The sequence below is a fragment of the Caulobacter sp. GW821-FHT12D05 genome (assembly GCF_058807295.1).
Genome location: NZ_JBXAQO010000001.1, coordinates 974,942 through 989,119, shown reverse-complemented (window position 1 = coordinate 989,119; position 14,178 = coordinate 974,942). Strand labels below are relative to the sequence as shown.

Sequence of the window (14,178 nt, the reverse complement as noted above, 5' to 3'; positions counted from 1 at the left end):
CCTCAGCCGGCGACCGGCTTGACCTGGGCGATGGCCAGCGGCGCAGCCTCCGCGTGCGGCGCGGGCTGCTGGACCGGCGCCGGGCGCTGGAACTTCAGGCTGCGGCCCTGGAAGAAGGCGCCGGTTTCCATGGCCAGCTGCTCGTGAGTGATGTCGCCATCGACATACGAGGTGCCGTAGAGGCGGACCTGCTTGGAGGTGATGGCGCCGACCACGCGGCCGCGCACTTCGACCACCTCGGCATAGACGCCGCCTTCGATGTGGCCGGTCTCGCCGACGGTCAGGCGGCCGACGCGGACGTCGCCCTTGACCACGCCGTCGATCTGCAGCTCGCCTTCGCCGGTGACGCTGCCCTCGATGGTGATGTCGGCCGACAGCAGCGAGGCCACTTTCGGCGGAGCGCGGCGGGCCTGATCGACCGGAGCGACCGCCATCGGCGTGGGCAGGGGTTCGATACGCGCCGGAGTCTTGCCGGACTTAGCTTGCTTGCTGAACATACTCACCAGCCTTCAAGAAACGATTGGGGTTCTGGGCCTTACCGTTGACCCAGACTTCGTAGTGCAGGTGCGGACCGGTCGAGCGGCCGGTCGAGCCCATGGCCGCGATCCGGGTGCCGATGGTCACGCGCTGGCCGACGCGAACGCCGATGGTGGCCAGGTGGGCGTAGCGGGTCTTGAAGCCGCCGCCATGGTCGATCTCGACGGTGTTGCCGTAGCCCGAACGCACGCCCGTGAACGAGATGACGCCCGGCGCGGTGGCCATGATCGGGGTGTAGAAGGCGCCGGGGAAGTCCAGGCCCGAATGGAAGGCCGGGCGGCGCGTGAACGGGTCGAAACGGACGCCGTAGCTGGACGACAGGGCCGGATTGCTGGTCGGACGGTAGAACGGCAGCTTCTTGCTGGCCGCGCCCAGGGCGCGCATGTCCGACATGTCGTTGGCCGCGTGCTGGATGCGGCTGGCGAAGTCCTCGTCGACGTCCAGGACGGCGGCCAGGGCGCGCGGGTCCTTGGCCTCGATCAGCGGACCGCCCAGCGACACACCGCGACCGGTGAAGTTGGAGGCGTCCAGGCCGGCCATGCGCATGGCCAGGCGCAGGCGCTCGGCGCGGCTCTTGGCGAAGCCTTCGGCGGCGTCGATCAGGCGCTCCTGATCCATGCGCGTGGCCTGGATGCGTTGCACCGGGCTGGCGGCCAGCAGACGAGGCTTGGCGACCTTCAGGGCGTCGGCGGCGCCGGGGACGCCCTTGAAATCGGAAACCAGCAGGGCGAGGGCGGCATGGCGCTTTTCGACCGAGGTGGCCAGGTCGTCCAGATTGCCGTTGGTGGCCGACAGCTGGGCGACGGCGCTGTTCAGGCGCGCCTGGCGGTCGGCGTTCAGGCGCTCGTAATAGGCCTTCTGCTTGATCACCTGCTGGTCGGTCGAGCTGACGGCCAGGGCGTTGACCGCCATGGCGGCGGTGCAGACGCCCATCCACAGAGCCGTGACGGCGACGCCGGTCGCGCCCAGGAGTTGCTTGTTGGTGGAGAAGACGTAGCCGCGCATCTCGCCGCCGGAGCGGATGTAGATGTGCCGTTCGGGAAATAGGGCTTCGAGAGAGTGCCGCAGTCGCTTGAAGCGCTTAATCGCCATCGCCCGAGAACCCCCGTTTCAGGTTCGGCGATATGCTACGAGAAAGCGGGAACGTGCAAGACTCTTCGCGCCCGAAGTGAGCGCGAGTCGCAAAATATTACTTTGCGCCCCGATCCTTAACGTTTCCTGACCCCAAGCGTCACCTGTTAAGGTCGTGCTTGCGCGAAAAGGTCACAGGTAGAGGCGCCGGTACAACACCGTCGCGACCAAACCGTTCCCCTGAGAGACGAAATTTTACTTGATGGCCTTGGCGGCGTTCATCACGGCCTTGATGTGGCCGGGGACCTTCACCTTGCGCCAGACCTCGCGAACGACGCCTTCGCGGTCGATCAGGAAGGTCGAACGGTCGATGCCCATGTACTTGCGGCCGTACATGCTCTTCTCGACCCAGGCGCCATAGGCCTCGACGATGTCGCCCAGCGGATCGGCGGCCAGCTCGATGGTCAGGTCGTGCTTCTTGCGGAACTTGGCGTGCGAGGCGGCGCTGTCCTTGGACACGCCCACGATCACCGCGCCCAGCTTCTGGAATTCCTCAACTTCCGACGAGAACTGCAGCGCCTCGGACGTGCAGCCGGCGGTGTCGTCCTTGGGATAGAAGTACAGGACGACGTTCTTGCCCTTCAGGCCGGCCAGGCTGACGCGGCCGGTGTCGGTCGGCAGGTCGAAATCAGGGGCCTTGTCGCCGGGCTGCAGCATCGAACGCGTCTCCAGAAGGGGGAACCCCCGACCCTTGGCTACGCCAGGGCCGGGAGCACAATCAACCCATAACTAAACAGGCTTCACCAAGACGATCTTCTTCTTGCCGGCGGCCAGCTTGACCACGCCTTCGACCAGGTCGGCCGACGTGATCACGCGGTCGGCGCTGGCCTCGGCCTTGTCGTTGACCTTCAGCCCGCCGCCCTGGGCCAGTCGACGGGCTTCGCCGCGCGAACCGGCCAAGCCAGCGTCGGTGAAGAGCGCCGCCAGCACGATGCCGGCTTCCAGGTCCGCGGCGGGCACCGCGAAGGTCGGCAGGTCGGCCGAGAGCGCGCCTTGTTCGAAGGCCTTCTCGGCGGCGTTGCGGGCCTTGCGAGCCTCTTCGTCGCCGTGCGCCATGCGCGTGGCCTCGTCCGCCAGCACCTTCTTGGCGTCGTTGATCTGGGCGCCTTCCAGGGCTTCCAGCTTCGCGATCTCGTCCAGCGGCAGGTCGGTGAACAGGCGCAGGAACCGGCCGACATCGGCGTCCTCGGCATTGCGCCAGAACTGCCAGTAGTCGTACGGCGAGAGCTGCTCGGCGTTCAGCCACACCGCGCCCGACATGGTCTTGCCCATCTTGGCGCCCGAGGCCGTGGCCAGCAGCGGCGTCGTCAGGCCGAAGGCGGCCTTCTGGTCGACGCGGCGGGTCAGCTCGACGCCGTTCAGGATGTTGCCCCACTGGTCCGAGCCGCCCATCTGCAGAACGCAATTGTACTTGCGGTTCAGCTCCAGGAAGTCGGTGGCCTGCATCAGCATGTAGTTGAATTCGAGGAAGGTCATCGGCTGCTCGCGCTCGAGCCGCAGCTTGACCGAGTCGAAGGCCAGCATCCGGTTGACCGTGAAGTGCACGCCGTAGTCGCGCAGGAACTGGACGTAGCCGAACTTGCTCAGCCACTCGTCGTTGTCGACCATGATGGCGTCGGTCGGGCCGTCGCCGAAGGTCAGGAACTTGGCGAAGACCTGCTTGATGCCGGCGATGTTGGCCTGGATGTCGGCGTCCGACAGCAGCTTGCGGCTCTCGTCCTTGCCGGTCGGGTCGCCGACCTTGGTCGTGCCGCCGCCCATCAGGACGATCGGCTTGTGACCGGCCTGCTGCAGGCGGCGCAGCATCATGATCTGGATCAGGCTGCCGACGTGCAGGCTAGGCGCCGTGGCGTCGAAGCCGATGTAGGCCGTGACGATCCCGCTGGCCGCAGCGTTGTCCAGTTCTTCCGGGTGGGTGATCTGGTGGATGTAGCCGCGCGCCTCCAGGGTTCGCAGGAACTCCGACTTGAAGGACGTGGCGGCGGACATGGATCGACTCTCTGAATTGAACGACGGGCCGTCTAGCACGGCGAGGTCTGATTGTGGGGGCTTCATTTCGTGACTCCAGGCAGGAAGCCGGAGCGCATGATCGACTTGGAATAGAGCGACCCCGGCGAGGCGGGGTGGCGACGTGGCTGATCGTCCTCCCGCTATGGCAGCGGGCGGTAATAGGGACGGGCCAGGACGAAAGCGTCGATCATGGGGCCTAGCTACCGTTTCGCGACCGTGGCAGTCAACGGTTCATGCGTATCCTTGGATTCATGACCGGCACCTCGCTCGACGCGGTCGACATGGCGGTGCTGGAAACCGACGGCCACGAGATCCAGGCCTTTGGCCCGGCGGGCGAACGTAAACTGCGCGAAGAGACCCGCGACCTGTTGCTGGTGGCGACCGAGGTCGCCCGAGGCTGGCCGCGCGACAAGCCCGAGCCGGAGATCTTCGCCGAAGCCGCCCGCGCGGTGGCCGACGAGCATTTCCATGCGGCGGAGAGCTTCCTGGCCGAGCACGGCTTGGCCTGGAGCGACTTCGACCTTCTGGGCGTGCATGGCCAGACCGTTTTCCATGAACGCCCGACGCCGGAGCGGATCGGCCGCACGGTGCAGCTTTTGGACGCCGAGCGCCTGGCCAAGGCGACGGGCCGGCCGGTGGCCTTCGACTTCCGCACCGCCGACGTGGCGGCCGGCGGGCAGGGGGCGCCGCTGGCCCCGATCTACCACGCTGCCCGCGCTCGGGCCTCAGGCCTGGCCGCGCCGGTGGCGGCGCTGAACATCGGCGGGGTGGCCAATATCACCCTGATCGGCCCAAACTCTAATGGGGAGGACGACCTGCTGGCCTTCGACACCGGTCCCGGCAACGGCATGATCGACCTGATGCTGCAGGAGCGGGGCCTGGGCCGCTTCGACGAGAACGGACGCCTGGCCGCCTCGGGCCGCGTCGATCAGACGATCCTCGATACCTTCCTGGCCAGTTCGTACTTCGCCGGCCCGGCGCCCAAGTCGCTGGACCGCTACGACTTCCCACTGGACCTGGTCGAGCCGCTATCGGCCGAGGACGCCGCCGCCACCCTGGTGGCTTTTACGGCCGAGGCGGTGATCAAGGCCTTCGAGCATGGCGCCCGGCCCAGCGCCCTGATCGTCTGCGGCGGCGGGCGCCACAATCCGCAGATCATGAAGGTCCTGACCGAACGCGCCCCGGTGCCAGTCAAGACCGCCGAGGACTACGGCTGGCGCGGCGACAGCATCGAGGCCGAGGCGTTTGCCTACCTGGCGGCGCGCACGGCCAAGGGGCTGCCGATCAGCTTCCCCGGCACGACGGGGGTCAAGGCGCCGATGACCGGCGGCCGGATCGTTCAGCCGTAAGATTAGAGATCCTCCCCCCAGCGGGGGAGGTGTCGGCGCAGCCGACGGAGGGGGAAGAGGCCGGGCCAGGACAAGTTCCCCCTCCGGCGCTTCGCGCCACCTCCCCCGCCAGGGGGAGGATCTTGGTGCACCTAGTGCAGCTTCAGCCGTCCCGACACCCGCTGCTGTAGCAGTCGCGCCAGCGCCAGGGTCACCGTGCGGCCGATGCCCAGGATCGCCCGGTGGTGGTCCAGGTGCAGCGACATGTAGGCCCACTTGGCGATCAGGCCTTCGACGAAGAAGTTCGGGCCGCCCAGCCCGCCCATCAGCGCGCCGACGCCCTTGTCGTTGCCCAGCGACACCAGCGAGCCGAAGTCGCGATAGACGAACGGCGCCGTGACCCGGCCCTGGTGCAGGCGGGCGATCAGGGCGCGTTCCAGATAGCTGGCCTGCTGGTGCGCGGCCTGGGCGCGGGCAGGGATGGTCTTGCCGTCCTTCCACGGCGCGGCGGCGCAGTCGCCCAGGGCCCAGACGTCCGGCACCGAGGTCTCCAGGTGGCCGTTGACCACGAACTGGTTGCCGCGATTGGTCTCGAGGCCAAAGCCCGTGTTCGTATCGGCCGCCTTGATGCCGGCGGCCCAGACGATCAGGTCGGCGGGCACGTCGCCCTGGCTGGTCTCCAGCCGGTCGGCATGGACGGCCAGGACCTTGGCGTCGGTCTTCACGGCCACGCCCTTGCGTTCGAGGGCCAGCGCAGCCTTGTCGGCGATCTTCTGCGGCAGGCCGCCCAGAATGCGCGGCGCGGCCTCGACCACGGTGATGTCCAGGCGGAAGCGCTGCTCATCGCCGAGGCTGCCTAGCAGTTCACGATGGGCCTCGATCAATTCGGCCGACAGTTCCACGCCGGTGGCCCCGCCGCCGACGATGGCGACGCGCATGATCTTCTCGGCCGAGAACGAGGCCTTGGTGAAGGCCGCCAGTAGCCGCGTGTGGAAGGCCTCGGCGTCCTCGGTGCGTTCCAGCAGGTGCGCCTGCTCCGCGCCGGGCGTACCGAAAAGGTTCGAGCCGCTGCCGATCGCCAGCACGCCATAGGTGAAGCTGATGGCGCGCTCGGGCGCCAGGACCTGGCCGTTGTCGTCGGTGATCGCCTTCAAGGTCAGGCGCTTGGCGGTCGGATCGAAGGTCTCCAGCTCGCCCAGCAGAAAGTTGAAGCCGTTCGAGCGGCCCAGGATCGAATACGAGATGCCTTCTTGGTGGACGTCCAGCGTGCCGGCCGCCACCTCGTGCAGGGTCGGCTTCCAGATGTGGAAGCTGGAACGGTCGATCAGCAGGACCCGGCGTTTGCCGTGTCGACCACCCAGCCTGCGGCCCAGCCGCGACGCCAGCTCCAGTCCGCCGGCGCCCCCGCCGACGATGACGATGTCGTAGTGCATCACCATCTCCATATTCATCGTTCGATGAAATATATAGGCGACCGCTGTTCAACGAAAAAGGCCTCCCTGAGGGGAGGCCTTCGAAACATCGTCTAGATCGGGTTTTCCGCCAGGCGCTTGTCGAGATACTCGCTGACGCTCTTCTCGACGCTGGGCAGGTGCTCGGCCCAGAAGTGGGTGGCCTTGTCGATGACTTCGTAGTCGATCGTGATGCCCTTCTGGGTGCGCAGCTTGGTGACCACGCGCTCCACCTCGACCGGCGGGGTGATGGTGTCGGCCGAGCCCGTCAGGAACAGGCCCGAGGCCGGGCAGGGGGCCAGGAAGCTGAAATCGTACATGTTGGTCGGCGGCGACACCGAGATAAAGCCGTCCGTCTCGGGGCGGCGCATCAGCAGTTGCATGCCGATATAGGCGCCGAAGTCGAAGCCGGCGACCCAGGTCTGGCTGGCGGCGGGGTTCGAGGTCTGCAGCCAATCCAGCGCCGTCGCCGCGTCGGCCAGCTCGCCGATGCCGGCGTCGAACTCGCCCTGGCTGCGGCCCACGCCGCGGAAATTGAAGCGCAGGGTCGCGAAACCCCGCTTCATGAACAGGTGATACAGCTGCACGGCCACCGGGTGGTTCATGTGACCGCCGGCCTTGGGGTGCGGGTGCAAGATGAGGGCGATGGGCGCCGTTTCGGTCTTGCCCGGCGAGTAGCGACCTTCGATCCGCCCGGACGCGCCGGTCAAAATCACATCAGGCATATCGTTCCCTTGCGCTGGCAGCGGTCCATCTTCCGACGATTTGGGTCGCCAGAATACTTGACCGCTGCGCTTGGTCTTCCTAAATCGCAGCCAGCAAGCGGGCCGCTAGCCCGCACGCGAAGTCGCGGCTTGTAGCACACGCAAAAGCCGATGCGCGCGGAATCTGCAAGGGGTAAGGCGATGCGCCTGAGCACCAAGGGACGATACGCGGTCATGGCGATGACCGACCTGGCCAAGCGCCAGGACGAAAGCGAGGGCCGCGCCGTGGCCCTGGCCGAGATCGCTTCGCGCCAACAGATTTCGCTGTCCTATCTGGAGCAGCTGTTCGCACGGCTGCGCCGCAAGGGGCTGGTGATCAGCGCCCGCGGCCCCGGCGGCGGCTATCGCCTGGCCAAGACCGCGACTGAGACCTTCATCTCCGACATCGTGCTGGCGGTCGACGAGCCGCTGCGCGCCACGCGGTGCAACTTCACCAAGGGCCAGGCCAAGGGCTGCATGGCCGGCGGCGAGCGCTGCATGACCCACGGGCTGTGGGAAGAGATGGGCCGCCAGATCCACGGCTATCTGGCCAGCGTCTCGGTCGCCGACGTCCTGAAGGGCGAGCTGCGGCCCACCCGTGCGCTGGAGATGGCGGCCGAGTGAGCATCCCCCGCACATCGGTCTATCTCGACTACAACGCCACGGCCCCTCTGCGGCCGGAAGCGCGTGAGGCGCTGCTGCGCGCCTTGGAGAGCCCGGCCAACCCTTCGTCGGTCCACGCCGCCGGCCGCGCCGCGCGCGACGTGGTCGAGCGCGCCCGCGCCGAGGTCGGGGCCCTGGTCGGCGTGCCGGCCGGTTCCGTGACCTTCGTCAGCGGCGGCACCGAAGCCAACGCCTTGGCCATTCAAAGCGCCAAGGTCGACCGCATCATCATCAGCGCCGTCGAGCACGACGCCGTGGTCGAGACGGCCAAGGTCTCGGGCCTGCCGGTCGAGATCCTGCCGGTCGACAACAATGGCGTCGCCGACCTCGCCTGGCTGGCCCAGGCCCTTGAAGCGCCGGGCAAGGCCCTGGTCTGCCTGATGCTGGCCAACAACGAGACGGGCGTCATCCAGCTGGTCGCCGAAGCTTCGGCCCTGGTCCGCGCCGCCGATGGCCTGCTGCACGTCGACGCCGTCCAGGCGGCCGGCAAGATCGCCGTCGACTTCTCCGCCCTCGGTGCCGACACCATGGCGCTGTCGGCTCACAAGCTGGGCGGTCCGCAGGGCGTCGGCGCTCTGGTCGCCGGCACGCGCGCCAACGTCACGCGTCGCCAGCACGGCGGCGGTCAGGAGCGCGGCCGCCGGGCCGGCACCGAGAACGTGGCGGGTATCTCAGCCTTCGGCGCGGCTGCCCGCGTGGCGCAGGAAAGCCTTGCGTCGATGGTCGAACTGTCCCATTGGCGCGACGCCTTGGCCGAACGGCTCAAGGCCCAAGGCGCGGTCGTGCTCGGGGAGGGCGCTGATCGCCTACCCCAAACGTTGTGCTTCGCAGGCGAGGGCTTCGGTTCCGAGGTCCAGGTCATGAACATGGACCTGGCCGGGGTCATGGTCAGCGCCGGCAGCGCCTGCTCGTCGGGCAAGGTCAAGGCCAGCCGCGTGGTGGAAGCCATGGGCCGGCCCGACCTGGCTCCGTTCGCCCTGCGTGTCAGCGGCGGCTGGGCCAGCACGGAAGAAGATTGGATCAAGTGCGGCGACGCCTGGCTCGCCGCCTGGAAGCGTATCGGCGCTCGGCGCCGGGAGGTGGCGTAATGGCCGCGGTCAAAGAGACTGTCGAAACCGTCGCCGCGCTCGAGAAATACGAGCACGGCTTCACCACTGAGATCGATCAGGAGTTCGCCCCCAAGGGCCTCTCCGAGGACATCGTGCGCTTTATCTCGGCCAAGAAGGACGAGCCTCAGTGGATGCTGGACTGGCGCCTGGAGGCCTATCGCCGCTGGCTTGAGCTGGAAGAGCCGACCTGGGCGAAGGTGAACTTCCCCAAGATCGACTACCAGGACTCTTATTATTACGCCGCGCCCAAGACCAAGGAGGGGCCCAAAAGCCTCGACGAGGTCGATCCCGACATCCTGGCCGTCTACGCCAAGCTGGGCATCCCGCTGAAGGAGCAGGAGGTCCTGGCCGGCGTCGAGGGGGCGCCGCGCTACGCCGTGGACGCGGTGTTCGACAGCGTCAGCGTGGTCACGACCTTCAAGAAGGAATTGGCCGCCGTCGGCGTCATCTTCTGCTCGATGAGCGAGGCGATCCGCGAGCATCCGGAACTGGTGCGCCAGTACCTGGGCTCGGTCGTCCCGACCTCGGACAACTATTTCGCCTGCCTCAACAGTGCGGTCTTCTCGGACGGTTCGTTCGTCTACATCCCGCCGGGCGTGCGCTGCCCGATGGAGCTGTCGACCTATTTCCGGATCAACGCCAAGGACAGCGGCCAGTTCGAGCGCACCCTGATCATCGCCGACAAGGGCGCCTACTGCTCGTACCTGGAGGGCTGCACAGCCCCGATGCGCGACGAGAACCAGCTGCACGCGGCCGTGGTCGAGCTCGTTTTGCTGGACGACGCCGAGATCAAATATTCGACCGTCCAGAACTGGTATCCGGGCGATCCGGAGACCGGCAAGGGCGGCATCTACAACTTCGTCACCAAGCGCGCCGACTGCCGTGGCGACCGCTCCAAGGTGTCGTGGACTCAGGTCGAGACCGGCTCGGCCATCACCTGGAAATATCCGTCCTGCGTGCTGCGCGGCGAGGGCTCGTCGGGCGAGTTCTACTCGATCGCCGTGACCAACGGTCATCAGCAGGCCGACACCGGCACCAAGATGATCCACCTGGGCGCCAACACCAAGTCGCGGATCGTCGCCAAGGGCATCAGCGCCGGCAAGTCGACCAGCACCTATCGCGGCCTGGTCTCGGCTCACCCCAAGGCCAAGGGCGCGCGCAACTTCACCCAGTGCGACAGCCTGCTGATCGGCAAGGAATGCGCGGCCCACACCGTGCCCTATATCGAGGCCCGCAACGGCCAGTCGGTGTTCGAGCACGAGGCCACCACCACCCGCCTGTCGGACGACCAGCTGTTCTACTGCCAGCAGCGCGGCCTTTCCCAAGAAGAAGCCGTGGCCCTGCTGGTCAACGGCTTCGTCAAGGACGTGCTGCAGCAACTGCCGATGGAATTCGCCGTCGAGGCCCAGAAGCTGGTGGCGATCAGCCTGGAGGGCAGTGTCGGATGACCACCGTCACGCTCTACCAGCCGGTGAGCCTGGAAGAGCTGCAGGATATCAAGGCGTCGGGCTGGAAGGCCTTTCCGCCGCACGACATCGAGCAGCCGATCTTCCGCCCCGTCACCAGCGAGGCCTTCGCCGCCCAGCTGGCCCAGAACTGGAACGCCGCCCATACGACCTATCGGCGCGGCTATGTCGTCCGGTTCGCGGTCAGCAAGGCTTTCCTGGACGAATACGAGAACAAGGTCTCGGGCACGCCGGGGCACGAGGAATACTGGATCCCGCCCGAGGATCTTTCGCTGTTAAACGCCGCCATCCAAGGCCAGATCGCCGTCGCCGGAACCTTCGCGGGCCACGACGCGGAATACAGAAAACTCAACGAGACCCATGCTTAAGATCCAAAACCTTCACGCCCGCGTCGAGGAAAAGCCGATCCTGAAGGGCGTCACGCTGGACGTGCCGGCGGGCGAGGTCCACGCGATCATGGGTCCCAACGGCGCCGGCAAGTCGACCCTGTCGTACGTGCTGTCGGGCCGTGGCGGCTATGAGGTCACCGAAGGCTCCGCCGAGCTGAACGGCGACGACCTGCTGGCGCTGGAGCCCAACGAGCGGGCCGCCAAGGGCCTGTTCCTGTCGTTCCAGTATCCGCTGGAAATCCCTGGCGTTCCGGCCCTGACCTTCATCCGCACCGCCCTCAACGCCCAGCGCCGCGCGCGCGGCGAGGACGAGATCGCCGCCCCGGCCTTCCTGAAGCTGGCCAAGGAGAAGGCCGCTTCGCTGAAGATCGACTTCGACATGCTCAAGCGCGGCCTGAACGTCGGCTTCTCGGGCGGCGAGAAGAAGCGGATGGAAATCCTTCAAATGGCGATGCTTTCGCCGAAGTTCCTGATCCTGGACGAGACCGACAGCGGCCTGGACATCGACGCCCTGAAGATCGTCTCGGAAGGCGTCAACGCCCTGCGCGGTCCCGACCGCGGCATGCTGGTGATCACCCACTATCAGCGCCTGCTGGACTACATCAAACCCGACAAGGTCCACGTGCTGGCCGCCGGCCGCATCGTCGCCTCGGGCGGTCCGGAACTGGCGCTGCAGCTGGAAGCCGAGGGCTACGACCGCTACGTCGGAGCGGCGGCTTGACCCTTTCGACCGCCCTCAAGACCGGCGACCTGACCGCGCTGCCCTCGCGGCGCGACGAGGACTGGCGCTGGACCGACCTGCGGGGCCTGCTGCGCACCCTGCCGCCGGCCGCGCCGGCGCATGACGGCGAGGTTCCGGCTGGTCCGTTCGCGGGTCTGGCTGACGCCGAGACGGTGTTCGTCAACGGCCGCCGGATCGCCGAGACCGAAGCGACCTCGGGCGTCGTGGCTCTGCGCTTCGTCGCCCTGGCCGATCAAGCCTCGCAAGGCGCGAGCCATGCGCTGGTCGTGAAGCCGGGCGAGACCCTGGTCCTGCTGGAAAGCCACGAAGGCCGCGCCAAGGGTTACGTCTCCGACGTCGCCCTGGACATCGCCGTGGGCGAGGGCGCTTCGCTGGAGCGCATCATCCTGGTCGAGGACGACGCCGAGGCGATCAACGTGGTCACCGCCGAGGTCGCCCTGGCCCCCGGCGCCAAGTTCGCCCAGACGGTCCTGACCTCGGGCGCGCGCCGCCAACGGATCGAGACGCGCGTCAGCCATCCTGGCGCCCACGCCGAGGCCCGCCTCGACGGCGCCTATCTGCTGGATGGCCAGCGTCATGCTGACCAGACCACCGTGGTCACCCACGCCGGCGTCGATGGTACGACCAGCCAGCTCACCAAGGGCATGGTCACCGACCAGGCGCGCGGTGTCTTCCAGGGGCGCATCGTCGTCTCGCCGGGCGCCGACCAGACCGACGCGCGCATGGGTCACCACGCCCTGATCCTGTCCGAGAAGGCCGAGATCGACGCCAAGCCGGAGTTGCTGATCTTCGCCGACGACGTCTCGTGCGCCCACGGCAACACGATCGGCGCCCTGGACGAGCAGGCCATCTTCTATGCCCGCCAGCGCGGCATCCCCGAAGCCGAGGCCAAGGCCATGCTGACCGTCGCCTTCGTCGGTGAAGTGGTCGAGCGGATCGAGCACGAGGCCGCGCGCGAGATCGCCGCCGCCTGGGTCGCCCGCAAGCTGGGGAGCCCCGAGTAATGGCTCTGGATATCGAAGGGATCCGCGCCCAGTTCCCGATCCTGCAGCGCACCGTCCATGGCAAGCCGTTGATCTATCTGGACAGCGCCGCCAGCGCCCAGAAGCCCGACGCGGTGCTGGACGCCATGACGGGCCTGGCCCGCACCTCGTACGCCAACGTCCATCGCGGCCTGCACACCCTGGCGAACGAAACGACGGAAGCCTATGAAAAGGCCCGCGAAACCGTCGCCAAGTTCATCAGCGCCCAGCCGACCGAAGTCGTCTGGACCAAGAGCGCCACGGAAGCGGTGAACCTGGTCGCGTCGTCGTTCGGCCTTGGCCTGAACGCTGGCGATGAGATCGTGATCTCCGAGATGGAGCACCACGCCAACATCGTGCCGTGGCACTTCCTGCGCGAGCGCAAGGGCGTGGTCCTGAAGTTCATCCCGGTGCTGGACGACGGCCGCCTGGACATGGAGGCCTATAAGGGCCTGTTGTCGGAAAAGACCAAGATGGTCGCCGTCACCCACATGTCGAACGTGCTGGGCACGGTCAACGACGTCGCCGAGATCGTCCGCCTGGCCCACGCGGCCGGCGCGCCGGTGCTGCTGGATGGCTGCCAGGCCATCGTGCACGCGAAGGTCGACGTCAAAGCCCTCGACGTCGATTTCTACGTCTTCAGCGGCCACAAGCTGTACGGCCCGACCGGTATCGGCGTGCTCTACGGCAAGGCCGAGCGCCTGGCCGCGCTGCCGCCGTATCAGGGCGGCGGCGAAATGATCGGCTCCGTCTCGATGGACAAGATCACCTATGCCGACCCGCCGCATCGCTTCGAGGCTGGCACCCCCGCCATCCTGGAAGCCGTCGGCCTGGGCGCGGCGATCGAATGGCTGAACGGCCTGGATCGCGACGCCATCTTCGCCCACGAGCACGCCCTGTACGAACGCGTCGCCCAGCAGCTGCGCGGCGTCAACGGCGTGCGAATCCTGGGCGAGGCGCCCGGCAAGGGCGCGGTGCTATCGTTCACGGTCGAGGGCGCCCACGCCCATGACATCGCCCAGGTGCTGGACCGTTACGGCGTCGCCGTGCGCGCCGGCACCCATTGCGCCGAGCCCTTGATGCGCCGATTTGGCGTCACTTCGAGCGCGCGCGCTTCGTTCGCCCTATATAACACCGAGGCCGAGGCCGACGCGTTCGTCGACGCGCTGGCCAAGGCCCGCAGTTTCTTTAGTTGAGCCGCCCGATGACCGACGCCGCCGCCACGCCCGAGCCCGTTTCCGCTGAAGCGCCCACGGCGCTTTCGAAGGAAGAGCTCGCCAAGATCACGGACCAGCTGATCGACAAGCTGAAGTCCGTCTACGACCCGGAAATCCCGGTCGACATCTATGAGCTGGGCTTGATCTACAAGGTCGATGTCAGCGACTCCAAGGACGTCGCCATCGACATGACCCTGACGGCGCCGGGCTGCCCGGTGGCCGGCGAGATGCCGGGCTGGGTGCGTGACGCGGTCATGGAGATCCCGGGCCTGAAGTCGTGCAATGTCGAACTGGTCTTCGAGCCGCCGTGGGACGCCTCGCGGATGAGCGATGAGGCCAAGCTGCAACTGAACATGTTCTGATCGGTTCG

The 14,178-nt window shown here is 67.3% G+C and carries 16 protein-coding genes and 1 pseudogene; 9 read left to right on the top strand and 8 right to left on the bottom strand.

Going from position 1 to position 14,178, the window contains the following annotated elements; all coding sequences use genetic code 11:
• Nucleotides 1-2: 2 nt before the first annotated feature.
• From AC1RRR_RS04255 to AC1RRR_RS04235, 5 genes are all read right to left on the bottom strand, one after another.
• Nucleotides 3-497 carry a bactofilin family protein gene (locus AC1RRR_RS04255; RefSeq protein ID WP_492810816.1) on the bottom strand — a complete coding sequence of 165 codons (495 nt, stop codon included), beginning with the start codon at nt 495-497 and terminating at the stop codon, nt 3-5.
• A complete protein-coding gene (locus AC1RRR_RS04250) occupies nt 478-1,629 on the bottom strand; it encodes a M23 family metallopeptidase (protein ID WP_492810814.1) in 1,152 nt (383 codons plus the stop codon). The genes AC1RRR_RS04255 and AC1RRR_RS04250 overlap by 20 nt, the downstream gene beginning before the upstream one ends.
• Nucleotides 1,630-1,863: 234 nt before the next feature.
• Nucleotides 1,864-2,325 (bottom strand): peroxiredoxin, encoded by a 462-nt coding sequence (locus tag AC1RRR_RS04245; protein ID WP_172271364.1) that lies wholly within the window; start codon nt 2,323-2,325, stop codon nt 1,864-1,866.
• 72 nt (nt 2,326-2,397) lie between these two features.
• Entirely contained in the window at nt 2,398-3,723 is a 1,326-nt protein-coding gene (gene tyrS / locus AC1RRR_RS04240) for a tyrosine--tRNA ligase (protein ID WP_492810813.1), read from the bottom strand.
• 95 nt (nt 3,724-3,818) lie between these two features.
• A complete protein-coding gene (locus AC1RRR_RS04235) occupies nt 3,819-3,869 on the bottom strand; it encodes a hypothetical protein (protein WP_024265744.1) in 51 nt (16 codons plus the stop codon).
• Nucleotides 3,870-3,911: 42 nt separating this feature from the next.
• Here AC1RRR_RS04235 and AC1RRR_RS04230 point away from each other — a divergent pair, with 42 nt between their 5' ends.
• Complete coding sequence (locus AC1RRR_RS04230; RefSeq protein ID WP_492810811.1) at nt 3,912-5,027, top strand: anhydro-N-acetylmuramic acid kinase; 1,116 nt, start codon at nt 3,912-3,914, stop codon at nt 5,025-5,027.
• A 5-nt stretch (nt 5,028-5,032) separates the two neighbouring features.
• Here the strand turns inward: AC1RRR_RS04230 and AC1RRR_RS04225 are convergent.
• The 3 genes and pseudogenes from AC1RRR_RS04225 to AC1RRR_RS04215 all read right to left on the bottom strand — a co-directional run.
• Nucleotides 5,033-5,159: pseudogene (locus tag AC1RRR_RS04225) on the bottom strand (NlpC/P60 family protein); the annotation flags it as partial.
• Nucleotides 5,159-6,439, bottom strand: a complete 1,281-nt coding sequence (locus tag AC1RRR_RS04220) for an NAD(P)/FAD-dependent oxidoreductase (protein ID WP_492810809.1) — start codon at nt 6,437-6,439, stop codon at nt 5,159-5,161. The gene AC1RRR_RS04220 and the pseudogene AC1RRR_RS04225, both read right to left, overlap by 1 nt.
• A gap of 92 nt (nt 6,440-6,531) precedes the next feature.
• Nucleotides 6,532-7,182 carry an alpha/beta hydrolase gene (locus AC1RRR_RS04215; protein ID WP_454716254.1) on the bottom strand — a complete coding sequence of 217 codons (651 nt, stop codon included), beginning with the start codon at nt 7,180-7,182 and terminating at the stop codon, nt 6,532-6,534.
• Nucleotides 7,183-7,362: 180 nt separating this feature from the next.
• Here AC1RRR_RS04215 and AC1RRR_RS04210 point away from each other — a divergent pair, with 180 nt between their 5' ends.
• From AC1RRR_RS04210 to AC1RRR_RS04175, 8 genes are read left to right on the top strand one after another with little or no spacing between them, the layout of a single operon-like run.
• Nucleotides 7,363-7,824, top strand: a complete 462-nt coding sequence (locus AC1RRR_RS04210) for an Rrf2 family transcriptional regulator (RefSeq protein ID WP_492810808.1) — start codon at nt 7,363-7,365, stop codon at nt 7,822-7,824.
• Nucleotides 7,821-8,951, top strand: a complete 1,131-nt coding sequence (locus AC1RRR_RS04205) for a cysteine desulfurase family protein (RefSeq protein ID WP_492810806.1) — start codon at nt 7,821-7,823, stop codon at nt 8,949-8,951. Before AC1RRR_RS04210 ends, AC1RRR_RS04205 begins: the two co-directional genes overlap by 4 nt.
• Nucleotides 8,951-10,420: a Fe-S cluster assembly protein SufB gene (gene sufB, locus AC1RRR_RS04200; protein ID WP_454716251.1), complete on the top strand. Its 1,470-nt coding sequence runs from the start codon at nt 8,951-8,953 to the stop codon at nt 10,418-10,420. The genes AC1RRR_RS04205 and sufB overlap by 1 nt, the downstream gene beginning before the upstream one ends.
• The gene (locus AC1RRR_RS04195; RefSeq protein ID WP_492810804.1) at nt 10,417-10,806 is read left to right on the top strand and encodes a hypothetical protein; all 390 of its coding nucleotides are present in this window, start codon (nt 10,417-10,419) and stop codon (nt 10,804-10,806) included. The genes sufB and AC1RRR_RS04195 overlap by 4 nt, the downstream gene beginning before the upstream one ends.
• Complete coding sequence (gene sufC / locus AC1RRR_RS04190; protein WP_492810802.1) at nt 10,799-11,548, top strand: Fe-S cluster assembly ATPase SufC; 750 nt, start codon at nt 10,799-10,801, stop codon at nt 11,546-11,548. Before AC1RRR_RS04195 ends, sufC begins: the two co-directional genes overlap by 8 nt.
• Nucleotides 11,545-12,573, top strand: coding sequence for a Fe-S cluster assembly protein SufD (gene sufD / locus AC1RRR_RS04185; RefSeq protein WP_492810801.1), 1,029 nt, complete (start codon nt 11,545-11,547; stop codon nt 12,571-12,573). The genes sufC and sufD overlap by 4 nt, the downstream gene beginning before the upstream one ends.
• Nucleotides 12,573-13,787, top strand: coding sequence for an aminotransferase class V-fold PLP-dependent enzyme (locus tag AC1RRR_RS04180; RefSeq protein ID WP_492810799.1), 1,215 nt, complete (start codon nt 12,573-12,575; stop codon nt 13,785-13,787). The genes sufD and AC1RRR_RS04180 overlap by 1 nt, the downstream gene beginning before the upstream one ends.
• Before the next feature lie 8 nt (nt 13,788-13,795).
• Nucleotides 13,796-14,170 carry an SUF system Fe-S cluster assembly protein gene (locus AC1RRR_RS04175; RefSeq protein WP_492810797.1) on the top strand — a complete coding sequence of 125 codons (375 nt, stop codon included), beginning with the start codon at nt 13,796-13,798 and terminating at the stop codon, nt 14,168-14,170.
• Nucleotides 14,171-14,178: the final 8 nt, after the last annotated feature.